Source organism: Herbaspirillum frisingense, from assembly GCF_047325095.1.
Taxonomy (GTDB): Bacteria; Pseudomonadota; Gammaproteobacteria; order Burkholderiales; family Burkholderiaceae_D; genus Herbaspirillum; species Herbaspirillum frisingense.
In genome coordinates, this window is the sequence record NZ_CP168558.1 from 4753175 (window position 1) to 4779323 (window position 26149).

Below are 26149 nucleotides of genomic sequence, written 5' to 3' on the forward strand. Positions count from 1 at the left end.
TTTGGGGTTAATCCCTTATTATATGGGAACTCAACCACGTCCAACGATTTCCTCAGATAGTTCATGTCTTCACCTGGTTCTAACCCCGATTCCCGCCTGTCCGAACTGCAAGCCTGGCTGTCCACCCTGGCCGCCACGCCCGTGCTGCCCTCTTCCCTGCGCCCGGCCTCGGCCGACGCCAGTTTCCGCCGATATTTCCGCGTGGACACACCGGACGGTGGCACGGCCATCGTCATGGATGCCCCACCGCCGCAGGAAGACGTTCGCCCCTTCGTCAAGGTCGCCGGCCTCTTCGGCGAAACCGGCGTGACCGTGCCCAAGGTGTTGGCACAGGATGCGGAACGCGGTTTCCTGCTGCTTTCGGACCTGGGTTCGACCACCTACCTGTCGCAACTGTCGGCCGATAGCGCGCACGCACTATACATGGACGCGATCGAGGCCCTGGTACTTTTACAAGCGCAAAGCAAGCCCGAAGCGCTGCCAGAGTATGACCGGCCGCTGCTGCTGCGCGAGCTGGAACTGTTCCGCGAGTGGTATATCGGCAAGCACCTGGGCGTGACGCTCACCGACGAGCAGAATGCGGTGCTGGACAAGACCTTCGACGCCATCCTGGCCAACAACCTGGCGCAAGCGCAGGTCTATGTGCATCGGGACTACCATTCGCGCAACCTGATGGTGATGCCCAAGGGCAATCCGGGCATCCTCGATTTCCAGGATGCGGTCTATGGCCCCATCACCTATGACCTGGTTTCGCTGCTGCGCGATGCCTACATCCAGTGGGACGAGGAAATGGTGCTGGACTGGGCCATCCGTTACTGGGAAAAGGCGCGCCGCGCCGGCCTGCCAGTGACACCCGACATCGACAGTTTCTACCGTGACTTCGAGTGGATGGGCCTGCAGCGCCATCTGAAGGTACTCGGCATCTTCGCCCGTCTGTGGCATCGCGATGGCAAGGATGGCTACCTGAAGGACATCCCGCTGGTGATGGAATACACCCTCAAGACCGCGCGCCGCTACGTGGCCTTCACCCCGCTGGTGCGCCTGATCGAAAAGCTGGAACAGGAACACGCACCCAAGTTCGGCTACACCTTCTGAGGCGCCGACCATGAAAGCCATGATCTTCGCCGCCGGACGCGGCGAGCGTATGCGTCCGCTGACCGATACCTGCCCCAAGCCGCTGTTGAAGGTCCGCGGCCGACCGTTGATCGTCTGGCAGATCCTGTCGCTGGTGCGCGCCGGCATCACCGAGATCGTCATCAACCATGCCCATCTGGGGCAGATGATCGAAGACACCCTGGGTGACGGCAGCCGCTACGGTGCGCAATTGCGCTACTCGGCCGAAGGCACGGCGCTGGAAACCGCAGGCGGCATCGCCCAGGCGCGCCACCTGCTGGGCGAGGAGCCTTTCATTGCAGTATCCGGCGACATCTGGTGCCCGCACTTCGATTACTCCGAACTGCTGAGCGTGCTGGAAGACGAAGACCCGTGGGGCAATCCGCTGCCGGAAGACAAACGCGACATGGCCTGGCTGTATCTGGTCAAGAATCCGCCCTTCCATCCAGCAGGCGACTTCGCACTGAACAATTTTGCCCTCTCCAATGACGGTGAACCCAAGCTGACCTTCGCCAACATTGGCGTGTACCGCCCGCAGATGTTCGATGGCATCACCCCTGGCGAGCATGCCAAACTTGGCCCGCTGCTGCGCGAGTATGCGGCGCAAGGCCGTATCGGTGGTGACGTCTATCGCGGCGTGTGGCACAACGTCGGTACCATCGAACAACTGGAAGCACTGAACCAGCCGCCCCAAGGAAACCAGCCATGAGCTTCGACGCCACTCCCTTCGCCGCCCGCCGGGCGCGTCTGATCGCCAGCCTGCAACAAGCCGGAGGGGGCGTGGCCATCATCCCGACCGCACCCGAGGTGATGCGCAACCGCGATGCCGACTATCCGTATCGCCATGACAGCTATTTCTACTACCTGACCGGTTTCACCGAACCTGAGGCGGTGCTGGTGCTAGTGGCCGGCAAGGAAAACCGTAGCATCCTGTTCTGCCGCGACAAGAACCTGGAACGCGAGATCTGGGACGGCTACCGTCACGGCCCGCAAGCCGCACAGCAGCTGTTCGCCCTGGACGCCGCCCATCCCATCGAGGAACTGGACAAGAGCATGCCGGCCCTGCTGGCCGACGCCCGCGCGGTCTACTTTGCACTGGGCCAGGACGAGAGGCGTGATGCGCAATTGCAGCGCTGGCTGCAAGGCGTGCGTGCACTGGCCCGCAGCGGCGTGTCGGCGCCGGGTGCAGTGGTCGATGTGAACGTGTTGCTGGACGACATGCGCCTGTTCAAGGACGCCTTCGAGATCGACCTCATGAAGCGCGCCGGCGTCATTTCCGCAGAGGCGCATTGCCGCGCCATGCGCATCTGCCGCCCCGGTCTGCGTGAATACCACCTGGAAGCCGAGCTGCTGCACGAATTCCGTCGCAACGGTTCGCAATATCCGGCCTACGGCTCCATCGTCGCCACCGGTGCCAACAGTTGCGTGCTGCACTATCGCGCCGGCGACGCCGAGATCAAGGACGGCGATCTGGTACTCATCGACGCCGGCTGCGAACTGGACAGCTACGCCTCCGACATCACCCGCACCTTCCCGGCCAACGGCCGCTTCAGTGGTCCGCAAAAGGCACTGTATGAAATCGTGCTGGCCGCGCAGGCGGCCGCCATCACCGAAACCGCACCGGGCAAGCGTTTCATGGACGGACATGATGCCGCCGTGCGCGTACTGGCGCAGGGCATGCTGGACACCGGCCTGCTGGACAAGAGCAAGGTCGGCTCGCTGGAGGACGTCATCGAAAAGGGCGACTATCGTCAGTTCTACATGCACCGCACCGGCCACTGGCTGGGTATGGATGTGCATGACGTGGGCGACTATCGCGATCCGGCCACCGCCGACGGCAGCAAACCCTGGCGTACGCTACAGGCGGGCATGGTGCTGACCATCGAACCTGGCATCTATGTGCGTCCGGGTGAAGGCGTGCCGGAACAGTTCTGGAACATCGGCATCCGCATCGAGGATGACGCCCATGTCACCCCCGCCGGCTGCGAGCTGCTGACCACCGGCGTACCCACCCGGGTCGACGATATCGAAGCCCTGATGCGCCAGGGCTGACCGGTGGGCATCGGGATCACCGCTGCCCGCCCCCAGGAATCCACGGCATGCGCCGGATCAAGCCCGGTCGCCGTGGCTCCGCTACAATGACGCCTTCCCGAATCTTTCATCCAAGGCATCATCCGGCATCATGCAATCCGTCGATTTCGATCTGATCATCTGTGGTGGCGGCCCGGTCGGCCAGAGCGTGGCCGGTCTGCTGGCACGTCGTAAGCGACCTGCGGCGCGCATCGCCGTGATCGACATGAAGACGCCCGAGCAGGCCGCCGCCGACCCACGCACCATCGCGCTTTCCTATGGCAGCCGCCAGATCCTGGAAGAACTGGGCGCCTGGGACGACATCGGCCGCAGCGCCACCGCCATCGAACAGATCCACGTCTCGCGCCGCGGTCATTTCGGCCGCACATTACTGGACCGCAAGGACTACGACCTGCCAGCGCTGGGCTATGTGGCCCGCTACGGGGAAGTCAACCGGGCGCTGGCGACCGCCATCGCGCCATTAGGATTGACGCTGATGCGACCGGCCGAGGCGCAGGACATCAGCGAAGAGGACGACCACGTTGCCGTCACCCTCAAGGACGGCCAGGTGCTGCGCGCTGCACTGGTGATCCAGGCCGAGGGCGGCGTCTTCGGTGAGCAGCAGCAAAAGACCCTGCAGCGTGACTACCAGCAACTGGGCGTGATCGCCCATGTGCATGCCGACCAGCCCGTCGCGCACCGCGCCTTCGAGCGCTTCACCGATGAAGGCCCGCTGGCGCTGCTGCCGCAGGACGATGGCTATGCCCTGGTCTGGTGTGTCCGTCCGGCCACCGGCGAACAGCTGCTGGCGCTGGACGACACCGCCTTCCTGGCTGCCCTGCAGCGGACCTTCGGCGAGCGGCTCGGGCGCTTCACCCGCATCAGCCCGCGCCACGCCTTCCCGCTGGGCCTGAACGCCCGCCCCGGCCAGGGCCGGCGTGTCGTGGCCATCGGCAATGCCGCGCAGACGCTGCATCCCGTCGCCGGCCAGGGCCTGAATCTTGGCCTGCGCGACGCCCGTGTACTGGCCGATGTGCTGGCCCGTGACCTCACGCCGCAAGCGCTGCAGGCCTTCGACCGCCAACGTGACCAGGACCGGGGCCTGACCATCCGCTTGACCGACCTGATGGCGCGCATCTTCGCTGGCTCACCCCAGGGCTCGCCGCTGCAGGCCGCGCTAGGCCTGTCGCTGGGGGCCATCGACCTGCTGCCCGGTGCGCGCGCCCTGCTGGCCGGGCAGATGATGTTCGGCCGTCGCTGATGTGAATAAAGCTGCATGCGCGCGGTACCAGCCCGTCGCGCATGCGGTCAGGAAATGCGACAATGCTGGCTCGCGGCGCCAGCCGCCCCACCTAGCAGACACGCATTTGCCATGAAACAAGACCCGCGCTTCAAGAACCTCTTCATCCTCGACCATCCGCTGATCCAGCACAAGTTGTCGCACATGCGCGACAAGCGCACCTCCACACGTACCTTCCGTGATCTGCTGCGTGAAATCACGCTACTGATGGGTTATGAAATCACGCGTGACCTGCCGCTGACCACCGAGACCATCGAGACCCCGCTGGTCACCTACGAGGCGCCTGTGATCGCCGGCAAGAAGCTGGCCGTGGTGCCGGTGCTGCGCGCTGGCGTAGGCATGAGCGATGGCCTGCTGGAACTGATTCCTTCAGCCCGCGTGGGCCATATCGGCGTCTACCGTGACGAGAACCACCTGCCGGTGGAATACCTGGTGCGCCTGCCTGACCTGCAGGACCGCATCATGATCCTGTGCGACCCCATGGTGGCCACCGGCAACTCCGCCGTCTATGCCGTCGATGCGCTGAAGAAGCGCGGCGTGCCGGCTTCGCACATCGTCTTCGTGGCACTGGTCGCCGCCCCGGAAGGCGTGCAGGTCTTCGCCGATGCGCACCCAGACGTGAAGCTCTATGTCGCCTCGCTGGACTCTCACCTGGACGAGGACGCCTACATCGTGCCGGGCCTGGGCGATGCAGGGGATCGCATCTTCGGCACCAAATAAGCGACCTGGCAGTCGCCAAGAAAAAACGGGTTGCGCATCATGCGCAACCCGTTTTTTTCTTGCCTGCCAGCTCAGGCGGGAGTCAGTCCACCGCCTTGACCATATCCTCGATGACCTTCTTGGCATCGCCAAAGACCATCATGGTCTTGTCCATGTAGAACAGTTCGTTGTCCAGCCCGGCATAACCGGCGGCCATGGAGCGCTTGTTCACGATCACGGTCTTGGCCTTGTAGGCCTCCAGGATGGGCATGCCGGCGATCGGCGACTTCGGGTCCTTGGCGGCCGGGTTGACCACGTCGTTGGCCCCCAGCACCAGTACCACATCGGCCTGGGAAAATTCGCTGTTGATGTCTTCCATCTCGAAGACCTGGTCGTAGGGCACTTCGGCCTCGGCCAGCAGCACGTTCATGTGACCGGGCATGCGACCGGCCACCGGGTGGATCGCATACTTCACGGTCACGCCGTTGTGGGTGAGCTTTTCGGTCAATTCCTTCAGGGCATGCTGGGCGCGCGCCACTGCCAGGCCGTAGCCGGGCACGATGATGACGGTCTCGGCATTGCCCATCAGGAAGGCCGCATCATCGGCCGAACCGGACTTGACGTTGCGCTGCTGCTGCGCGCCGCCACCGGCGGCGGCGGCCTCACCGCCAAAGCCGCCCAAAATCACGTTGAAGAAGGAGCGGTTCATCGCCTTGCACATGATGTAGGACAGGATCGCGCCGGACGAGCCGACCAGCGAACCGGCGATGATGAGCATGGAATTGTTCAGCGAAAAGCCGATGCCGGCTGCCGCCCAGCCGGAATAGCTGTTGAGCATCGAGACCACCACCGGCATGTCGGCGCCACCGATGGGGATGATGATCAGCACGCCCAGGGCGAAGGCGATGGCGGCCATGATGATGAAGGGCAGCCAGTTCTGCGTGAGGACGAAGATGATGCCGAAGCCGATCATCGCCACCGCCAGCAGCAGGTTCAGGAAGTGCTGGCCGGAGAAATTGACCGGGGCGCCCTGGAACAGGCGGAATTTGTATTTGCCCGAGAGCTTGCCGAAAGCGATCACCGAGCCGGAGAAGGTGATGGCGCCGACGAAGGTACCGATGAAGAGCTCCACACGGTTGCCCACCGGGATGGCCTGCCCATGGCCGGAAATGCCCAGCGCCCAGGGTTCGGCCACGGCGGCCACCGCGATGCAGACCGCCGCCAGGCCGATCAGCGAGTGCATCGCCGCGACCAGTTCGGGCATCTTGGTCATTTCGACGCTGCGCGCCAGGTAGGCGCCGATGCCGCCGCCCACGATCACGCCGGCCGCCACCAGCAGGTAGCCGATGTCACCGGAGGCATTGCCGCCCTCGCTCTTGAGCTTCACGATCAGGGCCAGGGTGGTCAGTACCGCGATGAGCATGCCGGCGATACCGAAGCTGTTGCCGCGTCGTGCCGTGGCCGGGTGCGACAGGCCTTTGAGCGCCTGGATGAAGCAGATCGATGCGATCAGGTACAACAGGGTCACCACATTCATGCTCATGCTTGTTCTCCCGACTTGGCCTTGGGCTCTTTCTTCTTGAACATTTCCAGCATGCGCTGGGTCACCATGAAGCCGCCGAACACGTTGACCGCCGCCAGCGCCACGGCCAGCGTACCGGCAATGCGGCCCACCGTGCCTTCGGTCAGGCCTGCGGCCAGCATGGCGCCGATGATGATGATGGCCGAGATGGCATTGGTCACCGCCATGAGCGGTGTGTGCAAGGCGGGAGTGACGGTCCAGACCACGTGGTAGCCGACATAGATGGCCAGCACGAAGATGATCAGGTTGATGATGGTGTGGCTGACTTCCATGTTGTTCCTCCTTGTGGCACGACCGGCCAAAGCGGCTGGCCGTGCGGATTATTGGTGAGGGGTCAGATCGCTTTGAGGCTGGTGATGCGGTTCTTGTCGTCCACGAAGACGACCTTGGGCTTGTAGGTGGCGACTTCTTCATCGCTCATTGGCGCATAGGTGCAGATGATCAGCAGGTCACCCAGATGCGCCAGGCGGGCAGCTGCGCCATTGAGCGAAATCTCGCCGCTGCCGCGCTTGCCACGAATGGCATAGGTGGAGAAGCGCTCGCCGTTGTTGACGTTGTAGAGCTCGATCTTCTCGAACTCGCGGATGTCGGCCGCTTCCAGCAGGTCTTCGTCGATTCCGCAGGAGCCTTCGTAGTTCAGGTCACACTGGGTGACCGAGGCGCGATGGATCTTCGCGCGCAGCATGATGCGTTGCATGTACTTCTTCCTTCTTTGTTTCCGTGGGTGATGATTTGCGGCTAAAGGGCCGGGATTGCCCGGGTTTTCCGCCGCCCCGGGCCGGCAGATTCATTTGCGCAGGATTTCGCCGCCCTGGCAGAGCAGCGTGGCCGCAACGATGTCGTCTTCCCGGTTGATGACCAGCTTGCCCTCGGCGTCGATGATCAGCTTCAGGAAGTCCAGCACGTTACGGGCATACAGGGCCGAGGCATCGGCCGCCACCAGGGCCGCCAGGTTGCCTTCGCCGATGATGTGCACACCGTGCTTGACGACGGTCTTGCCGGGTTCCGACAAGGGGCAGTTGCCCCCCTGGTCGACCGCCATGTCCAGGATCACCGAACCGGGCTTCATGGCCTTGACGGTCTCTTCGCTGATGAGCACCGGTGCCTTGCGGCCGGGGATCAGGGCGGTCGTGATGATGATGTCAGCCTGTCTGGCGCGCTCATGCACCAGTTCTGCCTGGCGCTTCATCCAGTCCGGCGGCATGGGACGGGCATAGCCGCCCACGCCCTGGGCGATTTCCTTCTCTTCGTCGGTCAGGAAGGGAACATCCAGGAATTTGGCGCCGAGCGACTCGATCTGCTCCTTCACGGCCGGACGTACATCAGAGGCCTCGATCACCGCACCCAGGCGCTTGGCGGTGGCAATGGCCTGCAGGCCGGCCACGCCGGCACCCATGATCAGCATGCGGGCGGCCTTGACGGTGCCGGCGGCAGTCATGAGCATGGGCATGAAGCGCTGGTAGGTGTTGGCCGCCATCAGTACGGCCTTGTAGCCGGCGATGTTGGCCTGCGAAGACAGCACGTCCATGGATTGTGCCCGCGTGGTACGCGGCGCGGCCTCAAGGGCGAAGGCCGTGAGCCCGGCGGCTGCCATGGCGGCGATGTTGTCGGCATCGAAGGGGTTGAGCATGCCAACGATCACCGTGCCTGGCGTGATGCGGGCCCGCTCGCTCTGGCTGGGCGCCCGCACCTTGAGCAGGATTTCGGCGCTGTAGACCGCCTCGGCACTGCCGATGCTGGCGCCAACGGCGACATAGGCCTCGTCAGGAATGCTGGACTTGATCCCGGCCCCGGATTCGACCATCACCTCGTGCCTGGCGGCCACCAGTTTCTTGACGGTTTCGGGGGTGGCGGCGACACGGGTTTCTCCGTCCCGGCTTTCGGCGGGGATCGCTATCCTCATTCCTGGCTCCTTTTTTTGTGGATTCTTGCCCCAATCTTACACGACTGCCCTTGTCGGCCAAGTAATTTACCGATCCATGAGAACCGCCGCAGCCGCTTGTGTGGCGAGGGCTGGCGCTGAAGAGTCGGCCCCGACAGGGTAGAATGCCGGATTCACGAGGTCATCAATGTCTGAAGTCTGGAAACCCTCTGTCACCGTCGCCGCCGTCATCGAGCGCGACGGCCGCTTCCTGATGGTGGAAGAACATAGCGCCGGCGGGCTGCGCATAAACCAGCCGGCCGGGCACCTGGAACCGGGCGAGTCGCTCATCGCGGCAGCGGTGCGCGAGGCGCTGGAAGAATCGGCCCACGTGTTCAGCCCTACCGCTCTGGTCGGCACCTACCTGTCGCGCAACGTGTCGTCCTCCCGCGGCGGGATGTCGGTCACCTACCTGCGCTTCGCCTTTGCCGGGACGGTCGGCGATGCGCTCGACCGGCCACTGGATGAGGGCATCGTCCGTGCCGTCTGGATGACGCGCGACGAACTGGCGGCCTGTGCCCAGCGCCACCGCAGCCCGCTGGTACTGCGCTGCGTGGACGACTACCTGCGCGGCCAGCGGGCACCGCTGGAGCTGGTGCATACCGATCCCAGCGCGATCGGGGACTTGCCGGATCATTGAGCGACAGCAGCGCTGCCTGTCGCATAGAACGGAAACAACATGAGCAAGAAAAGAGTAGTCATCGGCATGTCGGGCGGCGTGGATTCGTCGGTTTCGGCATGGCTGCTGAAGGAGCAGGGTTATGAAGTCATCGGCCTGTTCATGAAGAACTGGGAAGATGACGACGATTCGGAATACTGCTCCACCCGCGAAGACTGGATCGACGCGGTCAGCGTGGCCGATGTGGTCGGGGTGGACATCGAGGCGGTCAACTTCGCCTCCGAATACAAGGACCGCGTCTTTGCCGAATTCCTGCGCGAATACCAGGCGGGACGCACACCCAACCCGGACGTGCTGTGCAATGCCGAAATCAAGTTCAAGGCCTTCCTGGACCACGCCATGAAGCTGGGCGCCGATCTGATCGCCACCGGCCACTATGCGCGCGTACGCCAGGGTCCGCAGGGCGACTTCCAGCTGCTCAAGGCGATGGACGCCAGCAAGGACCAAAGCTACTTCCTGCATCGCCTGAACCAGGAGCAGCTCTCGCGCACCGTCTTCCCGCTGGGGGAGATCCACAAGACCGAAGTGCGCAAGATCGCCGAGCAACTGCAACTGCCCAATGCGAAGAAGAAGGATTCGACCGGTATCTGCTTCATCGGCGAGCGGCCCTTCCGCGAATTCCTCAACCGTTACCTCTCCTACAAACCGGGGCCGATCAAGACCGCCGATGGCCAGACGGTGGGCGAGCATGTGGGCCTGTCGTTCTATACGCTGGGCCAGCGCAAGGGCATCGGCATCGGCGGCCTGAAGGCGCACCAGAATGCCGACGGCCATGGCGACGCCTGGTACGTGGCGCGCAAGGATGTGGACAACAACACCCTCTATATCGTGCAAGGCCATGACCACCCCTGGCTGCTGTCGCCCACGCTCTCGGCCGGCCAGGTCAGCTGGGTCGCTGGCCACGCGCCGCAACTGCCGGCGCTGTCGGCCAAGACGCGCTATCGCCAGGCTGACGTCCCCTGTGGCTTCAGCGACGCTGGTGCCAGCTTCTCGCTGGCCTTCGACAATGCCCAGTGGGCCGTCACGCCGGGGCAATCCGCCGTGTTGTACGACGGCGACGTCTGCCTGGGTGGCGGCATCATCGAAACTGGCGCATTGCCCGACTAGATATTCCTGTAGATCAACATTCTGACGCCCCGACGGTGATTTCACCTCGGGGCGTTTTCTTTTGAGCAACATCTCGGCGATGGGTGGGCCTTGAACTGTCAGCCTGATGGCGCCAGATGATAAAAATTATCAATCACACCGATAAAAGGGCTTGCAATCCGGCCGCAAATGGCAAATAATCTAAATAAGAATTGTTCGCATTTAATAGGAGGTGATTGTAATGAGCCAACTGAACGACAACAGCATGGAACGTCGCAACAAGCCGGGCACTACCGCCAACGGAACTCCGATCACCCGCATCAAGAGCACGGACCTATTCCGTCAGATGCGCGAACTGGAGATCGATCATGGCGGTCGCATCTACAAGCTGCGACTGACGCAATTGAACAAGCTGATCCTGACGGCCTGATCCGGTCGTCTTCAGGAGAAGGTGGATAAACAGGCCAGCCAGCGTCGTTCGTCATGACGCGTCGCCAGCCAAGCTAGCCCAGCGAGGAGAGTTTGATGGTTACCGAGAACATGACGTCCGCATTTGTGGAACCCAACAACGCACCGGCCCAACCTGAACTTCTGGTGTCCGCCGTGTTGCATCTGATGTCGCACTACACCGCCAACAACAGCCAGGAAACGCAAAGCTGCGTGAAGCTGGCCTCGGTGATCGAAAGACACCTGAAAGCGCTGGCGGAATTGCCCAACCTGGCGCCGGTACTGCGGGCGACCTGCCAGCAGTTGTCGGAACAATGGGCGCATGTGGTGGAACGGACGATGCCCCCGCCGGAAAAATTCAATTTCTTCTCGCGCATGGTTGCAGGAGCGAGATCTGCATAGAGCCTGATGAAGCAGGCAGCAAGGCGTACAATGATCGTATGTGTTTGTAACAACATCTCCGAAGGCAAGATCCATCAGGCGGTCGATGCAGGCATGACGTCCATGGCCGAGTTGCGCAAGCAGCTCGGCGTGGGTACTTGCTGCGGCAAGTGCCATTCCTGCGCCAAGAATGTCCTGCGCGAGTGTCTCAGCAATACCCGACAAACACAGCAGGGCGCCCGTCCGGTGGTATTCCATCCCGCCTTCGCGGCCGCCTGAACAAGATCAATGAACGCCATTTCACCGTCTCTCATGAGTGTCAGCCCACCCAGCGCCCTGTTGCGCCAGGCACGCAAGATCGGCCCGCTGGGCCTGATCATCCTGTTGCACATCGCTTTCTTCTGGGCGCTGCAAAGCGGCCTGGTCAAGCAGGCCGTCAATGCCGTCCCCAAGGAAGTCATCGCCACTTTCATCGTGCCGGAAAAGGCCCCTGAACCGGCACCTCCCAAGGCCGAGCCGGTCCCGCCCAAGCAGGTGAAGATCGTCAAGAAGGTGGTCGCGCCGCCCAAGCCGATCCCGGTGACGGAAACGCCAACCCCGACCAGCATCACCGCACCACCGCAACCGCCGCAGCCGGCCACGCCTGCGCCTCAGGCAGCCGCCGAGCCGACCCCGGCACCGGCCGCACCACCGGGTCCGGTCCTGCCCAAGCAGATCACGTCCGGCATCGAATACATCGAGAAACCGAATCCGAGCTACCCCAGCGTCTCGCGCCGCATGGGTGAAGAAGGCGTGGTCGAGTTCCGCGTCACCGTCAACACCAGCGGCCGCGCGGAAAAGGTGGAGATCACCAAGTCCTCAGGCTATTCCCGCCTGGACGATGCAGCGCGTACGGCCATCATGCGTGCCGTGTTCAAGCCCTACATCGAGAATGGCAAGGCCATCACCGTCAGCACGGTCGGCAGCCTGGCTTTCCGCCTGAACTGAGACCGCTGAGTCCGGACCACGCAGCACTGGACAGCATCGACAGCATTTTGCCGGGCCTGGCCCGGCGTCGTATCCGTTTCATCATCCCCTCATCTGATAGACACAAATAGAAGGAAATATCATGGAAGTTAGTCCCTACGGATTGGAAAGCCTCTGGGCGCAAGGCGATTTCGTGACCAAGGGCGTCGCCGTCCTGTTGCTGGCCATGTCGATCGCATCGTGGTACGTGATCATCACCAAAGCGCTGCAGCTGCTGCGTTTCCGCAAGGCCTCGGCGGCCGCCGGCCACCAGTTCTGGGATACCACCAGCCTGCCTGAAGGCGTGGCCACCCTGGGTCAGGAAAATCCCTTCGCCGATGTCGCCCGCGCCGGCGTCACCGCCATGAGCCACCACACCGCCCACAAGGGCCACCTGCATGACCAGCTGTCGGTGAGCGACTGGGTCACCCTGTCGCTGCGCCAGGCCATCGACGAAGCCTCCGGCAAGCTGCAGACCGGCATGGCCGTGCTGGCTTCGGTGGGTTCCACCGCACCGTTCGTGGGTCTGTTCGGGACCGTCTGGGGCATCTATCACGCGCTGGTGTCCATCGGCACCACCGGCCAGGCCAGCATCGACAAGGTCGCCGGCCCTGTGGGCGAAGCCCTGATCATGACCGCACTCGGCCTGGCAGTGGCCATTCCCGCCACCTTTGGCTACAACGCCCTGGTACGCGGCAACAAGACCACCATCGCCAAGCTCAACAAGTTCGGCTTCGACCTGCATGCCCTGTTCGTCACCGGCGCCCGCGCCGCCGATGAAGACGGCCAGCCCAATGGTGGCAAGGCCAAGCTGACCGCCGTCGGGAGGGCATGATGGCAATGGGTTCCCTGTCCGATTCGGACGACGACTTCAATCCGGAGATCAACACCACCCCGCTGGTGGACGTGATGCTGGTGCTGCTGATCATCTTCATCATCACCATCCCGGTGATGAACCACGCGGTCAAGATCGACCTGCCCAAGGCCAGCAGCCAGCCTGACCAGGTCAAGCCGGAAAGCATCAACCTGTCCATCGACGCGACCGGAAATGTCTTCTGGAACGAAGAAAAGATCGACAGCAGCGAGCTGGGTGCGCGCATTGCCGTGGCGGCCCAGAAGCAACCGCAGCCCGAACTGCACCTGCGCGCCGAACGCACCACCCAGTACGAAAAGGTGGCGCAGGTCATGGCGGCCGCGCAATCGGGCGGTCTCACCAAGATCGGTTTCGTGACGGATCCCGAGAAAAAGTAAGCCGCGAAACAAGCCGCGATGCGACCGCCTGCCGGTCGCCCGATGTCCATCCCAAGGGATGGCCGAAAAAACCTCCCTCGCCCGCCGACGGAGGTTTTTTCGTTTTCATTCACTCGCAGCAACAAAGGCAAGAATGATTCGCGCTAATTAATGATGAAGATTGGAAACGGCTGCGCTATGATCCGTCCGTCAACGCCGTGGCCAGGCAGCCATCCGCCCCCCAGCAAACGCGGCTCCCCCTTCAATCCCCCATTTTTTCGAGGTGCCCATGAAAGGCGATCCCGCAGTCATCAAGTTGCTCAATGCCCAGCTGACCAACGAACTTACCGCCATCAACCAGTATTTCCTGCATGCCCGCATGTACAAGCACTGGGGTCTGGACAAGATCGGCGCCAAGGAATACGCCGAATCCATCGGCGAAATGAAGCATGCCGACAAGCTGATCGACCGCATCCTGATGCTGGACGGCCTGCCCAACCTGCAGGCGCTGCACAAGCTGATGATCGGTGAAAACACCAAGGAAATGATCGAATGCGACCTGAAGCTGGAACAGGCCGCCCACAAGACCGTCAAGGAAGGCATCGCCACCTGCGAACAGCATGGCGACTATGTCTCCCGTGAACTGTTCCAGATGATCCTGGACGACACCGAAGAACACATCGACTGGCTGGAAACCCAGCTGGACCTGATCGACAAGGTCGGCATCCAGAATTACCTGCAAAGTCAGATGTCGCCTGCCAGCGAATAAAGCTGCGCTGCCCAGGCAGACAAACAAAAAGCGCGCTCGGTTGAGCGCGCTTTTTTGTTGACCTTGTTTGAGGACCTTGTCCCCTACAGCAGGGACAGCCTCAGAGGTGCGGCACCGTATCCTTGAACGACACCCGCTCCGACACCTTGTCGAACAGGCGCGCCAGTTGCGGATAGTCATCGCGCCAGGCCTGATCCGGGAAGCGGAAGCTCAGCCAGCCCAGAGCACAGCAGACCGCCACATCGGCCAGGGTGTAATGATTACCCACGCAGAAAGGCTTTTCGCCCAGACCCTCGGCCATTGCCTTGAGCGAGGCCTCGACCTTGCTCCACTGACGCTTGATCCATTCCGGGCTCTGCTGCTTGGTCGGCCGCATGGTCTTTTCCAGGCGCACCAGCACGGCGGCATCCAGCATGCCGTCCGCCAGCGCTTCCCAGCACTTGATCTCGGCGCGTTCGCGACCATTGGGGGGCAGCAGCTTGCCCACAGGGGTCAGGGTATCGAGATACTCGACGATCACGCGGGAGTCGAACATGGCGCCACCGTCATCCATCAGCAGGCAAGGCACCTTGCCCAGCGGATTGTTTTCTTGGATGGTGGTCGATGCGCTCCAGACATCTTCCAGGATGAATTCGTAATCGATCTTTTTTTCAGCCATCACGACGCGCACCTTGCGCACGAAGGGACTGGCATTGGAGCCGATGAGTTTTAGCATAGCAAGTGGAGTAATGATCTGAGTCGATTATAACATTCGCATTTCTTGGCAAAATCGTGAAGACTAATGCCAGGAACGGAAAGCAACGGTCTGCCAATAGAGTGTGCTGGCCGGAAAACTGGGCTGCCCAGCGCGCGGATGGTAAAATGCCGGCCTCGGGCGATTCGGGTTTTTAGGCAAATGCCTCTGAAAACTCGCCAATCTTCAGTCAACGCATCTCATCCGTTTCCATCATGTCCCTCTCTGCTCTCTCGGCCCTGTCCCCGCTGGACGGCCGCTACGCCTCCAAGACCGATAAACTGCGTCCGCTGCTCTCCGAAGCGGGCTTCATGCACCATCGCGTGAAGGTCGAGATTGCCTGGCTGCAAGCCCTGTCCGAGGCCGGCTTTGCCGAGATCAAGCCGTTCTCCGCCGAGGCGCGCGCCTTGCTGGACAAGCTGGCCGCCGACTTCACCGAGGCCGACGCCGCCCGCATCAAGGAAATCGAAGCCGTCACCAACCATGACGTGAAGGCGGTCGAATACTGGCTCAAGGAAAAAGTGAAGGATGTGCCGGAGCTGGTGGCCGCCTCCGAATTCATCCACTTCGCCTGCACCTCCGAAGACATCAACAACACCTCGCACGGCATGATGTTGAAGGCCGCCCGCGACACCGTCGTGCTGCCCTCGTTGCAAGCCGTGATCGCCCGCCTGACCGAACTGGCGCACGAGCACGCCGCCGTGCCGATGCTCTCGCGTACCCACGGCCAGCCGGCCAGCCCCACCACCCTGGGCAAGGAAGTGGCCAACGTCGTGGCACGCCTGCAACGCGCTGCCAAGCGCATCGCCGCCGTCGAGATCCTGGGCAAGATGAATGGCGCCGTTGGCAACTACAACGCCCACCTCTCGGCCTACCCGCAGACCGACTGGGCCGCCTTCTCCAAGCAGGTGGTGGAACAGCGCCTGGGCCTGGTCTTCAATCCCTACACCATCCAGATCGAGCCGCATGACTACATGGCCGAACTGTTCGATGCCGTCGCCCGTACCAATACCATCCTGCTGGATCTGAACCGCGACATCTGGGGCTACATCTCCCTGGGCTACTTCAAGCAACGCACCAAGGCTGGCGAAATCGGTTCCTCGACCATGCCGCACAAGGTCAACCCGATCGACTTCGAGAACTCCGAAGGCAACCTGGGGATGGCCAACGCCGTGTTGAAGCACCTCGCCGAAAAGCTGCCGGTCTCGCGCTGGCAGCGCGACCTGACCGACTCCACCGTGCTGCGCAACATCGGCGTGGGCTTCGGTTACACCGTGCTGGCCTACGATAGCTGCCTGCGCGGCCTGAACAAGCTGGAAGTGAACCCGCAACGCCTGGCCGACGACCTCGACGCCACCTGGGAAGTGCTGGCCGAGCCGGTGCAGACCGTGATGCGTCGCTATGGCATCGAGAATCCGTATGAACAACTGAAGGAACTGACCCGCGGCAAGGGTATTTCCAAGGATGCGCTGCGTGACTTCATCAACGGCCTGGCCATCCCCCAGGAGGCCAAGGACCATCTGCTGGCCATGACCCCGGCCAACTACATCGGCACCGCCGTGGAACTGGCCAAGACCATCTGATCCTGCCAGTCCCGCTCGCCCGCCTTTGGAATGGCGCACAGCAATGTGCGCCATTTTTCATTTGCGCAGAGAATAAACTGAAGCAAAACTGATTACTCGCAAAACCGGATGGCTGAAGTACCATTTCGACCAGTAATGCGAGTAGCCAAAGCTCTTTATACTCATCAGCGTCAAAAAGAGTGGCATCATCCCTTGCCGCCGGGAATGCAAGGCCTTGACGCCGCGCATCTCGTGAAGACTTCGCCTTGAAGACTTCATGGCGAACACTTCCCCCGACGCAAGAACGAGCTGCCCGCCCTGCAGAACCATTGCAGAGCTAGCCGCTCCAACCGCCACCAACTTCTGCCTGCCCTATGGATCGCTACACCAAACCCGCCGTACTGCTGCACTGGCTGATTGCCCTGCTGATCATTTCCGCCTTCGGGCTGGGCCTGACCATGGTCGACATTCCTGGCCTGACGCCGACCAAACTGAAGTATTTTTCCTGGCACAAGTGGCTGGGTGTGACCGTCCTGGCCCTGGTCTGCGTGCGCTTGCTGTGGCGCCTCACGCACAAGGCACCGGCCTACCCGCGCAACATGCCGCAATGGCAGCAGTCGGCTGCCCATGGCCTGCACCTGGGCCTGTACGTGCTGATGTTTGCCATTCCTGTTTCCGGCTATCTCTACAGCCTGGCCGCCGGCGTGCCGGTGGTCTACCTGGGCGTGGTGCCGCTGCCGGTGCTGATCGCACCCAATCCCGAACTCAAGCCACTGCTCAAGGCCACCCATTACTGGCTCAACATGACGCTGCTGGCGGCCTTCGCGCTGCACGTACTGGCTGCGCTGAAGCACCAGTTCATCGATCGTGACAATATCTTCAAGCGCATGCTGCCCTGAACCTGCATCGCCTGATTCTTCATATCTTGCTCGTTTTTACACGGAACCCGACATGACCCTCTCCCGCTTCATCCGCCCCTCCCTGCTGGCCCTGGCTGCCGCTTCCTTCACATTGGCTGCACAAGCGGCTCCGTTAAAAGTGGATGCCGCCAAGAGCGCCGTGACCGCCACCTTCAAGCAGCTCAACGTCCCGGTGGACGCCAAGTTCAAGAAGTTCACCTCCACCATCGATTTCGATGCCGCCAAGCCGGCCGAAGGCAAGGCTTCGGTGGAGATCGACGTCGCCAGCTTCGACCTGGGCGAGCCTGAGTACAACAAGGAAGTGCTGAAGAAGGAATGGTTCAACGCCGCGCAGTTCCCCAAGGCCACTTTTGTCACCAGCAGCATCAAGCCGACCGGCAGCGGCAAGTTTGACGTGGCCGGCAAGCTGACCATCAAGGGCAAGAGCACCGACGTCTCCTTCCCCCTGACCGTGAAGAAGGAAGGCAGCACCCAGGTCTTCGACGGTACCCTGCCCATCAAGCGCCTGACCTACAACATCGGCGAAGGCGAATGGAAGGACACCGGCATGGTGGCCGATGAAGTCACGATCAAGTTCCACATCGTCGCACAGTAAGCCAACAATAAAACAGCAGCTCCGCGCCATGTCGCACCGCCTCGCAGCGGGCTTCCCCCAGCGCTTTTTTCTCTCAACAAGGAATCGAATCACATGAAACTGAACCACCTCCTGCTCGCCCTGGTCGCCGCTGGCGCCGCCGTTTCCGCCAACGCTGCCGACACCTACAGCATCGATCCCAGCCACACCTATCCCAGCTTCGAAGCTGACCACATGGGCGTGTCGATCTGGCGCGGCAAGTTCGACAAGACCAGCGGCACCGTCACCCTGGATCGCGCTGCCAAGACCGGTACCGTCGACATCATCGTGGACACCACCTCCATCGACTTCGGCATGAGCAAGATGAACGATCACGCCAAGAGCGCCGATATGTTCGACGTCGCCAAGTATCCGACCGCCGAGTACAAGGGCACGATCAAGTTCAACGGCGACAAGCCGGCCACCGTGGAAGGCAACCTGACCCTGCATGGCGTCACCAAGCCGGTCACCCTGACCCTGAACAAGTTCACCTGCATCCAGCACCCGATGCTCAAGCGCGAAGTCTGCGGTGGCGACGCCTCGGCCACCTTCAACCGCGCCGACTTCGGTATCGACTACGGCGCCAAGTATGGTTTCTCCACCGAGACCAAGCTGGCCATCCAGGTCGAAGCGATCAAGACCAACTGATTCGCTTTTCCAACGCAGAGGTGAAGCTCTGCAGCAGGAAACAAACAAAAGCCGATGCGATAATGCATCGGCTTTTTTGTTTGTGCGGCTTGCTTGCGATCATGGAGCAATTTGCCGCAACGCCGCACAATGGCTCGCATTCGCCGTTTTGCTGCCCTGCAAAACTTTTTAAAACGCGCTAATCTAAGCGCCGTTCCCCAAGGAGCAAGTAGCATGTCGTTAGCAGACCTACGTAAAGACTACAGCCGCGCCAGCTTGTCCGAGCTCGATACCGCCGCCGACCCGATCGACCAGTTCGCGATCTGGTTCGATGAGGCGACCCGAGCGCAGATCCCCGAGCCCAACGCCATGAGCGTGGCCACGGTCGGGGCCGATGGACGCCCCTCGTCGCGCATCGTGCTGATCAAGCAGTTCGACCAGCAGGGCTTTACCTGGTTTACCAACTACGACAGCCGCAAAGGCGTGGACGTCGCCGCCCAGCCTTACGTGGCCTTGCTGTTTCACTGGGTAGAACTGGAACGCCAGGTTCGCATCGAAGGAAAGATCGAACGCGTTACCAAGGAAGAAAGTGACGCTTACTTCTACAGTCGCCCCCTGGCCAGCCAGCTCGGTGCGATTGCATCGCAGCAGAGCCGTACCGTGGCCGACCGCGAGACGCTGGAACAGCAATACGAAACAACCAAGCAGCAATTCGGGGAGCATCCATCCCGCCCGGCGCACTGGGGCGGCTACCGTGTCATTCCCGATCGCATCGAATTTTGGCAAGGCCGCCCCTCCCGTATGCACGACCGCGTGCTCTACACGCGTGATGCCAACGGACAATGGCAGCGGCAGCGCCTGCAGCCCTGAAGGAAGTAGCATGCCTGGCAGGGCGCAAAGCATTCATCACTGACGCGGAGGAAAATCGTGTTTTGGGAAAAGAAGCTTGACGCCTGGGTGGAAAACATCCGCAACGTATCCGCCCTGCCCCTGCGGCTGGTGCTGTGGAACGGACAGCAGTACGACTTCGGCACCGGCGCGCCGGAAGTCACCTTGAAAGTCCCGCATGCATCGGCCATCACCTCACTGTTGACGCCCTCCCTCTCCAACCTCGGCGAAGCCTACGTCGAGGGCAAGATCGAAGTCGAGGGCAAGGTCAAGAACATCATCAACGTGGCCAATGCCCTGGCCGCCAACACCCTCAAGGCCGAAGGCCGGCTGGGCCGCATGGTGCGCAGCGTGACGCACACCAAGAAGCGCGACGCCGAAGCCATCCAGTACCACTACGACGTTTCCAACGACTTCTACAAGCTGTTCCTCGACGAGAACATGGTCTACTCCTGCGCCTACTTCGAGAACGGCGACGAGGACCTGGGCAGCGCGCAGTTGAAGAAGATCGACCACATCCTGGAAAAGATCCAGCTCAAGCCCGGCCAGACCCTGCTCGACATCGGCTGTGGCTGGGGTGCGCTGGTGCTGCGGGCGGCGCAGAAGTACGGTGCCCGCTGTGTGGGGGTGACGCTGTCGAAGAACCAGTATGCGCTGGCGCGCGAACGGGTCGAAGCCGCCGGGCTCTCGGACCGCATCGACATCCGCCTGCAGGACTACCGCGATGTCACCGGCAGCTTCGATCGCATCACCTCGGTGGGCATGTTCGAGCACGTCGGCATCAAGAACCTGCCGGGCTACTTCGCCCAGATCCGCAAGTTGCTGGCCGATGGCGGCATGGCAATGAACCACGGCATCACCAGTACCGATATCGAAAACGGCGAGTCACCCTACGGTGCCGGCGAATTCATCGACAAGTACGTCTTCCCGGCCGGTGAGCTGCCGCATATCAGCACCGTGCTCAAGACCATGCAGGAGGGTGGGCTGGAAGCCTTCGACGTCGAAAACCTGCGGCGCCACTATGCCCGTACCTGCGGCATCTGGGCCGACAACTTCGAGGCCAATACCGAGGCCATCCACAAGGTCACCGACGAGAAGCATTACCGTATCTGGCGCGTCTACCTGGCCGGCAGCTCCTACGGCTTCGAACGCGACTGGATTTCGCTCTACCAGGTCATCTGCACCAAGGCCGGCAACAGCGCACAGACGCTGCCTTGGTCACGCAAGTACATTTATCAAAAATAAGATTTCGCCGACACCATCAAGCAAGAACGGGCATGCCGCGGCATGCCCGTTCTGCTTTCTGCCCCACGCATCCGGGCAGTACCTGTCTCACCTCGCTATGCCGGCTTGCTCTTCTCGGCAAACACCTCGCGCAGCTTGGCCACCTTGGGCGCAACCACGAAGGCGCAATAGCCCTGGAACGGATGCTGCACAAAATAGTTCTGGTGATAATCCTCGGCCCGGTAGTACGTCTGCGGCGCCGATAGCTCGGTCACGATCGGGGCATCCCACACCAGGGCCATCTCGGCGATGATGTGTTTGGCGACGTCATGCTGCACCTCGTCCTGGTAATAGATCACCGAACGGTACTGGGTACCGACGTCGTTCCCCTGGCGGTTCAGGGTGGTCGGATCGTGGATGGTGAAGAAGATCTCCAGGATCTCGCGATAGCTGATCTGCTGCGGATCGAAGGCCAGCTTGACCACCTCCGCATGCCCGGTCTGCCCGCCGCACACCTGTTCATAACTGGGATCGACGACACTGCCGCCGGTATAGCCGGACTCCACCGACTGCACGCCCCTGACCTGCTGGTAAACCGCTTCCAGACACCAGAAGCAGCCGCCGCCCAGTACTGCGATTTCCGTGGCCATGCTGTTCTCCCGTTGAGTTGCTTGTGATAAAACTTTACTCCAATTCAGCACTTCATGTATGGCTGACGTGAATGATTGTCAAGACTGCGCCGCAGCATGACGGCGGCAGAAGCAGGCCGTATCCGCTATCATGTGCACATCTGCGCCATGCCGGCTGACCGCAACAATGCGGCCCGGGCGCCCCGACCCAGACCATACTCCCGATGCACACACGTTTTCCCCGCGCCGACGCGCGCCAGTTCGACGCCGCGCATTTCCGCCAGGCCCTGTCCCAGTTCGCCACCGGTGTCACCGTCATCACCACCCGTCTGGCCGATGGCACCCTGCTGGGCCTGACCGCCAGCTCCTTCAATTCGGTCTCGCTGGACCCGCCGCTGGTGCTCTGGAGCCTGGGCACGCGCGCCAACAGCATGCCGGTCTTCTCCGGCAATTCGCATTACGTCATCAACATCCTCGGTGCCGAGCAGGCGCATCTGGCGCAGCAGTTCGCCAGCAGGATGGAAAACCGCTTCGAGGGCGTGCCCTATACGCTTTCACGTACCGGGCAGCCAGTGCTGGAGGGCGTGTCGGCCTGGTTCGAATGCCACAACCGCAGCCAGTATCCGGAGGGCGACCACGTCATCTTCGTCGGCGAAGTCGAACATTGCGAAGTCCAGCCGCAATCGGCACTGGTCTTCCACAACGGACGCTTCAGTAAAACCGAAGACGTCTGAGCACCACCGTGATGGACGAAAAAAAAGCGCCCTCGGGCGCTTTTTTCGTCCGGGACCCGCTTAGAACTTGTAGCCCACCGACAGGAAGGTCACGATCGGATCCAGCGTGATGGTGGTCTTGTAGCGCTGGGGACCCAGGGCCGCAGCGGCACCGGCCGGCTGTGCGGTGATATCCGCATCGGTCTTGAGCGGAATGTAGGACACCGACAGGCTGGCCGACCAGCGGTCGTTGAAGGCGTAGGTGGCGCCGCCGGTCAGCACGGGCGACCAGGAGGAGCTCAGCGAGGCGCTGGCGGTACCACCAGTGTTCAGCGATGCCGAATTCTGGAAATTGCGCGACAGCGACACGTCGGAATACCACACATAGGTCACGCCGGCGCCCACGAAGGGACGGAAGGTGTCATTGGCACCACCGAAGTAATACTTGGCGACGATGGCCGGGCTCCACTGCTTGGCCTTGCCCAGTTCGCCCAGGGCTTGCAGGTCACCGGTACCCTTGAGCTTGAACTCGGGCGGAATGCCCAGGTCGGCGGTCAGCGCGAAGTTGTCGGTGAAGAAGTGGGTGAAGGCGATCCCCACGGTATCGGCATTGCTGACCGAGGAGGTGCGGTTGGGATAGCTGGCAGCGCCAGGACCGTTGAGCTTGGTCAGGCCGCCACTGGAATCCTGCGGCGCCAGGTGGAACCAGCCCAGGTTGACCACGTTGCTGCCCGCAGTCTGTGCCATGGCCGGCGCAGCAAAGGCTGCCATCACGGACAACGCGGCGAGTTTGGGCAAGAAGGAAAATTGTTTTTGCATTGCTGTCTCCAAGAGTTTGCGGGCGTGGCCCGGATTTTTTATTCCCGACGGCTGGCGTCTGACGGGATTGTGTTCACGGCTGGTTACCGCTTTTCATTATTCAGCGTAAGTTCACGTCACTGCGGATGACCCTGCTTTTACGCTGATGAAACAAAAAGAACGCGCGTGCTATTCTTTGGAGATACTATGCCAGCTTTGTCATATTTTGTATAGAAGTTGTGAAGCCCCCGTCGGACCCTGTAGGCTTTTGGCAACCGGCGACTGAGCTACTGACCGCAGAGTCAGTACCAGCGCGGCTGACAGCGGGGTAACAGCGCGACAGTGGGCGTTCGGGAGAGCGAGAAAACAGGAAGGGGAAGACGGCCTCAGCTCAAGCGTTGAGCAGTCTTTCCAGCACGCCTTGAGAATCAAAGGCCGCACGGCGCAGCCTGTCGTTGACACCTTGCCACGCCGGCGTCGCCGGCAGTGACTCGACCACGATCAGGTCGGCACCGGTATGGTCCATGTCGCGCAGCGCAGCATAGAGATCGTGTGCATAGGCGTCGACCGACGCCGGCATCGCGCGCACGACCGTCGCGCTTACCTTGCCTTCGTGCTGCCCACCGCCGATCAAGGCCACCTTCTTGCCGATGGCGGCCAGACGCGCCAGCACGTCCTGCAGCCGGCCCGGCTCAACCTGCACCACCGGCGTATGCGGCGCATAGTGGGCGTCGAGCGTCCCGGAAGCACGTGGCGCGGTGGCGTCGGGCGTGGCCAGCGGCACGCCCAGCACGGCGGCGATGCGGTCCGCGCTGATCTGGCCGGGGCGCAGCAGCACCGGGCCGTGGGTCTCCACGCGGGAGAGATCGACGATGGTCGACTCGATGCCGACTTCACTCTGCCCACCATCAAGCACGTAATCCACCAGGCTGTCGGCATCGCTGCCGAATTCCTCGCGGACATGGTCTGCCGTGGTCGGGCTGACGTGACCGAACTTGTTGGCGGAGGGGCCGGCGATACCACCTTTGCCGCCACGGAATTCACGCAGCAGCGCCTGCGCCACCGGGTGCGCAGGGCAACGCAGTCCCACCGAGTCCTGGCCACCGGCCACGGCGTCGGGGATATGCGCTGCGCGCTTCAGGATCAGGGTCAGCGGACCGGGCCAGAACGAGGCGATCAGGCGTCTCGCTTCCACCGGGACCGATGCGGCCCAATAGCCGATGTCAGCCTCCGGCGAGACATGCACGATCACCGGATGATTGGCAGGTCGCCCCTTGGCCGCATAGATGGCGGCAATCGCCGCCGGGTTCTCGGCATCGCCGCCGAGACCATAGACCGTCTCGGTCGGGAACGCCACCAGGCCGCCCTGCTCCAGCTTGCGGGCGGCGTGCATGACGGCGGCGGCATCGATATGCGGGGCCGGGGAAGTGCTCTTGTCGTTCATCGCCTGGTCCTGCCGCTTACAGTGGGATACCCAGAATGCCGCAGGCCGCAGCCAGCTGCTGCTGCGCACCTTCCAGGGTGGCACCGGTGAAGGTGACATGACCCATCTTGCGACCGCGTCGCGCCTCGGCCTTGCCGTACAGGTGCAGGTGCGCACCGGGCAACGCCAGGACCTGGTCCCAGGCCGGTTCGCGCTGGCTGTCGCCATCGCCTTCATACCAGACGTCACCCAGGATGTTGAGCATGACCGACGGCGAATGCTGGCGGGTATCGCCCAGCGGCAATTGGGCCATGGCGCGCGCCTGCTGTTCGAACTGGCTGGTGACGCAGGCATCGATGGTGTAGTGGCCGCTGTTGTGCGGACGCGGCGCCATTTCGTTGACCACCAGCGCGCCATCCTCCAGCACAAAGAATTCGATGCACAACACACCCACGTACTGCATCGCGCCGATGATCTGCAACGCTGCCTGCTGCGCGCGCTCGGCGGCATCCGGCTTGATGTTGGGACCGGGGACGGTGGTGGTGAAGAGGATGCCATCGCGATGCACGTTCTCGGCGATCGGATAGACCACGGCCTGGCCATCATGCCCCCGCGCCACCAGCACGGAAACTTCATAGGCCAGCGCCAGCATCTTTTCCAGCACGCAGGTCACGCCTTTCATGGCGGCGAAGGCCGTGCGCACTTCCTCGACACTGCGCACGCGCACCTGGCCCTTACCGTCATAGCCCATGCGGGCGGTCTTGAGGATGCCGGGCAGCAGGTTCGCATCGAGACCGTCGATGTCGGCTTCGGTATTGATCACCAGATGCGGGGCCGGCAGTACGCCGGAACGCGATCCGCACTCGGTGAAGAAAGCCTTCTCGGCCGTGCGGTCCTGGGCGATCGACACGCCCGAGGCCGCCGGTGCCACGAAGGTCTGGGCCGCCAACGTCGCCAGGCTCTTGGCCGAGACATTCTCGAATTCGGTGGTGACCGCAGCGCACAGCGCACCCAGCTCGGCCAGCGCCGGACCGTTATCGTAGGCGGCGGTGATCAGACGGTCCGCCACCTGACCGGCCGGACAGTCGGCATCGGCTTCCAGCACGGCGACCTTGAAGCCCATGCTCTGCGCGGCATGCGCGAACATACGCCCCAACTGGCCGCCTCCCATCACGCCCAACCAGGTGGCCGGGGTGGTCGAGGGAACGGCAGGGCTAAGCGAGGGTGCGGACTGCTGGGTCATACAGGCAACTTCATATCGAGAGCGACTTGCGTCTGGGTCTTGCGGAAGGCTTCCAGCTTCTCAGCCAGCGCCTCATCGGTGGTGGCCAGCATGGCGATGGCCGACAGAGCCGCATTGGCGGCACCGGCTTCGCCGATGGCATAGGTCGCCACCGGAATGCCCTTGGGCATCTGCACGATGGACAACAGCGAATCTTCGCCACGCAGATACTTGGACGGCACCGGCACGCCCAGCACCGGCACGATGGTCTTGGCGGCGATCATGCCCGGCAGGTGGGCAGCACCACCGGCACCGGCGATGATGGCGCGCAGGCCGCGCGCGCGGGCGCTCTCGGCATAGGCAAACATCTGGTCCGGCATGCGGTGCGCGGAAATCACCTGCGCTTCGAACGGGACGCCGAAGTCCTTCAGGATGGCGACCGCATTCTGCATCACCTCCCAGTCCGAGGACGAACCCATGACCACACCCACCAGGGGCTTGACGGTATCGCTCAT

31 protein-coding genes are annotated in these 26149 nt (G+C 62.3%); 21 read left to right on the forward strand and 10 right to left on the reverse strand.

The genetic code is table 11. From position 1 onward, the window contains the following. Positions 1-63 precede the first annotated feature (63 nt). The 5 genes from ACEOAC_RS21630 to upp all read left to right on the forward strand — a co-directional run bounded on the left by ACEOAC_RS21630 (position 64) and on the right by upp (position 5203). Positions 64-1095, forward strand: coding sequence for an aminoglycoside phosphotransferase family protein (locus ACEOAC_RS21630; protein WP_241811317.1), 1032 nt, complete (start codon positions 64-66; stop codon positions 1093-1095). 10 nt (positions 1096-1105) lie between these two features. Further along, positions 1106-1822: an N-acetylmuramate alpha-1-phosphate uridylyltransferase MurU gene (gene murU / locus ACEOAC_RS21635; RefSeq protein ID WP_413445184.1), complete on the forward strand. Its 717-nt coding sequence runs from the start codon at positions 1106-1108 to the stop codon at positions 1820-1822. Continuing rightward, positions 1819-3165 (forward strand): aminopeptidase P N-terminal domain-containing protein, encoded by a 1347-nt coding sequence (locus ACEOAC_RS21640; protein ID WP_413445185.1) that lies wholly within the window; start codon positions 1819-1821, stop codon positions 3163-3165. Before murU ends, ACEOAC_RS21640 begins: the two co-directional genes overlap by 4 nt. A gap of 130 nt (positions 3166-3295) precedes the next feature. After that, positions 3296-4444, forward strand: a complete 1149-nt coding sequence (locus tag ACEOAC_RS21645; protein WP_413628577.1) for an FAD-dependent monooxygenase — start codon at positions 3296-3298, stop codon at positions 4442-4444. A gap of 111 nt (positions 4445-4555) precedes the next feature. Next, positions 4556-5203: a uracil phosphoribosyltransferase gene (gene upp, locus ACEOAC_RS21650; RefSeq protein ID WP_006461705.1), complete on the forward strand. Its 648-nt coding sequence runs from the start codon at positions 4556-4558 to the stop codon at positions 5201-5203. 82 nt (positions 5204-5285) lie between these two features. On the opposite strand, the gene ACEOAC_RS21655 is transcribed toward upp, so the two are convergent. From ACEOAC_RS21655 to ACEOAC_RS21670, 4 genes are all read right to left on the reverse strand, one after another. Beyond that, the gene (locus ACEOAC_RS21655; RefSeq protein WP_006461706.1) at positions 5286-6725 is read right to left on the reverse strand and encodes an NAD(P)(+) transhydrogenase (Re/Si-specific) subunit beta; all 1440 of its coding nucleotides are present in this window, start codon (positions 6723-6725) and stop codon (positions 5286-5288) included. Further along, on the reverse strand, positions 6722-7036 hold the full coding sequence (locus ACEOAC_RS21660) for an NAD(P) transhydrogenase subunit alpha (protein ID WP_006461707.1): 315 nt from the start codon (positions 7034-7036) through the stop codon (positions 6722-6724). Before ACEOAC_RS21660 ends, ACEOAC_RS21655 begins: the two co-directional genes overlap by 4 nt. A 62-nt stretch (positions 7037-7098) precedes the next feature. Further along, a complete protein-coding gene (gene panD, locus ACEOAC_RS21665) occupies positions 7099-7461 on the reverse strand; it encodes an aspartate 1-decarboxylase (RefSeq protein ID WP_006461708.1) in 363 nt (120 codons plus the stop codon). A 90-nt stretch (positions 7462-7551) separates the two neighbouring features. After that, on the reverse strand, positions 7552-8667 hold the full coding sequence (locus ACEOAC_RS21670; RefSeq protein ID WP_077237389.1) for a Re/Si-specific NAD(P)(+) transhydrogenase subunit alpha: 1116 nt from the start codon (positions 8665-8667) through the stop codon (positions 7552-7554). A gap of 166 nt (positions 8668-8833) precedes the next feature. Here ACEOAC_RS21670 and ACEOAC_RS21675 point away from each other — a divergent pair, with 166 nt between their 5' ends. The 9 genes from ACEOAC_RS21675 (at position 8834) to bfr (ending at position 14282) form a co-directional block, all read left to right on the forward strand. Continuing rightward, the gene (locus tag ACEOAC_RS21675; RefSeq protein ID WP_077237390.1) at positions 8834-9325 is read left to right on the forward strand and encodes an NUDIX hydrolase; all 492 of its coding nucleotides are present in this window, start codon (positions 8834-8836) and stop codon (positions 9323-9325) included. A 39-nt stretch (positions 9326-9364) separates the two neighbouring features. Continuing rightward, entirely contained in the window at positions 9365-10471 is a 1107-nt protein-coding gene (gene mnmA, locus ACEOAC_RS21680; RefSeq protein WP_039874133.1) for a tRNA 2-thiouridine(34) synthase MnmA, read from the forward strand. Positions 10472-10691: 220 nt separating this feature from the next. After that, positions 10692-10880, forward strand: coding sequence for a hemin uptake protein HemP (hemP, locus tag ACEOAC_RS21685; protein WP_006461712.1), 189 nt, complete (start codon positions 10692-10694; stop codon positions 10878-10880). 95 nt (positions 10881-10975) lie between these two features. Next, complete coding sequence (locus ACEOAC_RS21690; protein ID WP_006461713.1) at positions 10976-11299, forward strand: hypothetical protein; 324 nt, start codon at positions 10976-10978, stop codon at positions 11297-11299. A 30-nt stretch (positions 11300-11329) separates the two neighbouring features. Continuing rightward, on the forward strand, positions 11330-11557 hold the full coding sequence (locus tag ACEOAC_RS21695) for a bacterioferritin-associated ferredoxin (protein WP_006461714.1): 228 nt from the start codon (positions 11330-11332) through the stop codon (positions 11555-11557). Positions 11558-11566: 9 nt separating this feature from the next. Next, positions 11567-12265 (forward strand): energy transducer TonB, encoded by a 699-nt coding sequence (locus tag ACEOAC_RS21700; protein WP_413628578.1) that lies wholly within the window; start codon positions 11567-11569, stop codon positions 12263-12265. A 121-nt stretch (positions 12266-12386) separates the two neighbouring features. Next, positions 12387-13118 (forward strand): MotA/TolQ/ExbB proton channel family protein, encoded by a 732-nt coding sequence (locus ACEOAC_RS21705; RefSeq protein WP_039874140.1) that lies wholly within the window; start codon positions 12387-12389, stop codon positions 13116-13118. Continuing rightward, on the forward strand, positions 13118-13534 hold the full coding sequence (locus tag ACEOAC_RS21710; protein WP_077237473.1) for an ExbD/TolR family protein: 417 nt from the start codon (positions 13118-13120) through the stop codon (positions 13532-13534). Before ACEOAC_RS21705 ends, ACEOAC_RS21710 begins: the two co-directional genes overlap by 1 nt. A gap of 268 nt (positions 13535-13802) precedes the next feature. After that, a complete protein-coding gene (gene bfr / locus ACEOAC_RS21715) occupies positions 13803-14282 on the forward strand; it encodes a bacterioferritin (protein WP_006461718.1) in 480 nt (159 codons plus the stop codon). A 100-nt stretch (positions 14283-14382) separates the two neighbouring features. Here bfr and ACEOAC_RS21720 read toward each other — a convergent pair whose 3' ends face one another. Next, positions 14383-14997, reverse strand: coding sequence for a glutathione S-transferase family protein (locus ACEOAC_RS21720; protein ID WP_006461719.1), 615 nt, complete (start codon positions 14995-14997; stop codon positions 14383-14385). A gap of 233 nt (positions 14998-15230) precedes the next feature. Here ACEOAC_RS21720 and purB point away from each other — a divergent pair, with 233 nt between their 5' ends. The 6 genes from purB to ACEOAC_RS21750 all read left to right on the forward strand — a co-directional run bounded on the left by purB (position 15231) and on the right by ACEOAC_RS21750 (position 20870). Further along, entirely contained in the window at positions 15231-16598 is a 1368-nt protein-coding gene (gene purB / locus ACEOAC_RS21725) for an adenylosuccinate lyase (protein ID WP_006461720.1), read from the forward strand. A 353-nt stretch (positions 16599-16951) separates the two neighbouring features. Beyond that, a complete protein-coding gene (locus ACEOAC_RS21730; protein WP_006461723.1) occupies positions 16952-17476 on the forward strand; it encodes a cytochrome b in 525 nt (174 codons plus the stop codon). A gap of 52 nt (positions 17477-17528) precedes the next feature. Beyond that, positions 17529-18092, forward strand: coding sequence for a YceI family protein (locus ACEOAC_RS21735; RefSeq protein ID WP_413444816.1), 564 nt, complete (start codon positions 17529-17531; stop codon positions 18090-18092). A gap of 93 nt (positions 18093-18185) precedes the next feature. Continuing rightward, positions 18186-18758 (forward strand): YceI family protein, encoded by a 573-nt coding sequence (locus ACEOAC_RS21740; protein ID WP_413444817.1) that lies wholly within the window; start codon positions 18186-18188, stop codon positions 18756-18758. Positions 18759-18971: 213 nt separating this feature from the next. Beyond that, a complete protein-coding gene (pdxH, locus tag ACEOAC_RS21745) occupies positions 18972-19607 on the forward strand; it encodes a pyridoxamine 5'-phosphate oxidase (protein ID WP_413444818.1) in 636 nt (211 codons plus the stop codon). 57 nt (positions 19608-19664) lie between these two features. Continuing rightward, positions 19665-20870 carry an SAM-dependent methyltransferase gene (locus tag ACEOAC_RS21750; protein WP_077237398.1) on the forward strand — a complete coding sequence of 402 codons (1206 nt, stop codon included), beginning with the start codon at positions 19665-19667 and terminating at the stop codon, positions 20868-20870. Positions 20871-20965: 95 nt separating this feature from the next. Here the strand turns inward: ACEOAC_RS21750 and msrA are convergent, their stop codons facing one another. Next, on the reverse strand, positions 20966-21499 hold the full coding sequence (gene msrA / locus ACEOAC_RS21755; protein ID WP_006461728.1) for a peptide-methionine (S)-S-oxide reductase MsrA: 534 nt from the start codon (positions 21497-21499) through the stop codon (positions 20966-20968). 203 nt (positions 21500-21702) lie between these two features. Here msrA and ACEOAC_RS21760 point away from each other — a divergent pair, with 203 nt between their 5' ends. Then, a complete protein-coding gene (locus tag ACEOAC_RS21760) occupies positions 21703-22212 on the forward strand; it encodes a flavin reductase family protein (protein WP_006461729.1) in 510 nt (169 codons plus the stop codon). Between the two features lie 60 nt (positions 22213-22272). Here the strand turns inward: ACEOAC_RS21760 and ACEOAC_RS21765 are convergent, their stop codons facing one another. The 4 genes from ACEOAC_RS21765 to purE all read right to left on the reverse strand — a co-directional run bounded on the left by ACEOAC_RS21765 (position 22273) and on the right by purE (position 26149). After that, a complete protein-coding gene (locus ACEOAC_RS21765; protein WP_241811301.1) occupies positions 22273-23010 on the reverse strand; it encodes an OmpW/AlkL family protein in 738 nt (245 codons plus the stop codon). Positions 23011-23380: 370 nt separating this feature from the next. Then, positions 23381-24433: an L-threonylcarbamoyladenylate synthase gene (locus ACEOAC_RS21770; RefSeq protein ID WP_241811300.1), complete on the reverse strand. Its 1053-nt coding sequence runs from the start codon at positions 24431-24433 to the stop codon at positions 23381-23383. A 16-nt stretch (positions 24434-24449) separates the two neighbouring features. Then, complete coding sequence (locus ACEOAC_RS21775; RefSeq protein ID WP_413444705.1) at positions 24450-25655, reverse strand: 5-(carboxyamino)imidazole ribonucleotide synthase; 1206 nt, start codon at positions 25653-25655, stop codon at positions 24450-24452. Continuing rightward, positions 25652-26149 (reverse strand): 5-(carboxyamino)imidazole ribonucleotide mutase, encoded by a 498-nt coding sequence (purE, locus tag ACEOAC_RS21780; protein ID WP_413444704.1) that lies wholly within the window; start codon positions 26147-26149, stop codon positions 25652-25654. The genes ACEOAC_RS21775 and purE overlap by 4 nt, the downstream gene beginning before the upstream one ends.

Excerpts from the sequence above, each read along its gene's own strand:
- ACEOAC_RS21630 (WP_241811317.1), top strand. The coding sequence starts at position 64 with ATGTCTTCACCTGGTTCTAACCCCGATTCCCGCCTGTCCGAACTGCAA.
- murU (WP_413445184.1), top strand. The coding sequence starts at position 1,106 with ATGAAAGCCATGATCTTCGCCGCCGGACGCGGCGAGCGTATGCGTCCG.
- ACEOAC_RS21640 (WP_413445185.1), top strand. The coding sequence starts at position 1,819 with ATGAGCTTCGACGCCACTCCCTTCGCCGCCCGCCGGGCGCGTCTGATC.
- ACEOAC_RS21645 (WP_413628577.1), top strand. The coding sequence starts at position 3,296 with ATGCAATCCGTCGATTTCGATCTGATCATCTGTGGTGGCGGCCCGGTC.
- upp (WP_006461705.1), top strand. The coding sequence starts at position 4,556 with ATGAAACAAGACCCGCGCTTCAAGAACCTCTTCATCCTCGACCATCCG.
- ACEOAC_RS21655 (WP_006461706.1), bottom strand. The coding sequence starts at position 6,725 with ATGAGCATGAATGTGGTGACCCTGTTGTACCTGATCGCATCGATCTGC.
- ACEOAC_RS21660 (WP_006461707.1), bottom strand. The coding sequence starts at position 7,036 with ATGGAAGTCAGCCACACCATCATCAACCTGATCATCTTCGTGCTGGCC.
- panD (WP_006461708.1), bottom strand. The coding sequence starts at position 7,461 with ATGCAACGCATCATGCTGCGCGCGAAGATCCATCGCGCCTCGGTCACC.
- ACEOAC_RS21670 (WP_077237389.1), bottom strand. The coding sequence starts at position 8,667 with ATGAGGATAGCGATCCCCGCCGAAAGCCGGGACGGAGAAACCCGTGTC.
- ACEOAC_RS21675 (WP_077237390.1), top strand. The coding sequence starts at position 8,834 with ATGTCTGAAGTCTGGAAACCCTCTGTCACCGTCGCCGCCGTCATCGAG.
- mnmA (WP_039874133.1), top strand. The coding sequence starts at position 9,365 with ATGAGCAAGAAAAGAGTAGTCATCGGCATGTCGGGCGGCGTGGATTCG.
- hemP (WP_006461712.1), top strand. The coding sequence starts at position 10,692 with ATGAGCCAACTGAACGACAACAGCATGGAACGTCGCAACAAGCCGGGC.
- ACEOAC_RS21690 (WP_006461713.1), top strand. The coding sequence starts at position 10,976 with ATGGTTACCGAGAACATGACGTCCGCATTTGTGGAACCCAACAACGCA.
- ACEOAC_RS21695 (WP_006461714.1), top strand. The coding sequence starts at position 11,330 with ATGATCGTATGTGTTTGTAACAACATCTCCGAAGGCAAGATCCATCAG.
- ACEOAC_RS21700 (WP_413628578.1), top strand. The coding sequence starts at position 11,567 with ATGAACGCCATTTCACCGTCTCTCATGAGTGTCAGCCCACCCAGCGCC.
- ACEOAC_RS21705 (WP_039874140.1), top strand. The coding sequence starts at position 12,387 with ATGGAAGTTAGTCCCTACGGATTGGAAAGCCTCTGGGCGCAAGGCGAT.
- ACEOAC_RS21710 (WP_077237473.1), top strand. The coding sequence starts at position 13,118 with ATGGCAATGGGTTCCCTGTCCGATTCGGACGACGACTTCAATCCGGAG.
- bfr (WP_006461718.1), top strand. The coding sequence starts at position 13,803 with ATGAAAGGCGATCCCGCAGTCATCAAGTTGCTCAATGCCCAGCTGACC.
- ACEOAC_RS21720 (WP_006461719.1), bottom strand. The coding sequence starts at position 14,997 with ATGCTAAAACTCATCGGCTCCAATGCCAGTCCCTTCGTGCGCAAGGTG.
- purB (WP_006461720.1), top strand. The coding sequence starts at position 15,231 with ATGTCCCTCTCTGCTCTCTCGGCCCTGTCCCCGCTGGACGGCCGCTAC.
- ACEOAC_RS21730 (WP_006461723.1), top strand. The coding sequence starts at position 16,952 with ATGGATCGCTACACCAAACCCGCCGTACTGCTGCACTGGCTGATTGCC.
- ACEOAC_RS21735 (WP_413444816.1), top strand. The coding sequence starts at position 17,529 with ATGACCCTCTCCCGCTTCATCCGCCCCTCCCTGCTGGCCCTGGCTGCC.
- ACEOAC_RS21740 (WP_413444817.1), top strand. The coding sequence starts at position 18,186 with ATGAAACTGAACCACCTCCTGCTCGCCCTGGTCGCCGCTGGCGCCGCC.
- pdxH (WP_413444818.1), top strand. The coding sequence starts at position 18,972 with ATGTCGTTAGCAGACCTACGTAAAGACTACAGCCGCGCCAGCTTGTCC.
- msrA (WP_006461728.1), bottom strand. The coding sequence starts at position 21,499 with ATGGCCACGGAAATCGCAGTACTGGGCGGCGGCTGCTTCTGGTGTCTG.
- ACEOAC_RS21760 (WP_006461729.1), top strand. The coding sequence starts at position 21,703 with ATGCACACACGTTTTCCCCGCGCCGACGCGCGCCAGTTCGACGCCGCG.
- ACEOAC_RS21765 (WP_241811301.1), bottom strand. The coding sequence starts at position 23,010 with ATGCAAAAACAATTTTCCTTCTTGCCCAAACTCGCCGCGTTGTCCGTG.
- ACEOAC_RS21770 (WP_241811300.1), bottom strand. The coding sequence starts at position 24,433 with ATGAACGACAAGAGCACTTCCCCGGCCCCGCATATCGATGCCGCCGCC.
- ACEOAC_RS21775 (WP_413444705.1), bottom strand. The coding sequence starts at position 25,655 with ATGACCCAGCAGTCCGCACCCTCGCTTAGCCCTGCCGTTCCCTCGACC.
- purE (WP_413444704.1), bottom strand. The coding sequence starts at position 26,149 with ATGAGCGATACCGTCAAGCCCCTGGTGGGTGTGGTCATGGGTTCGTCC.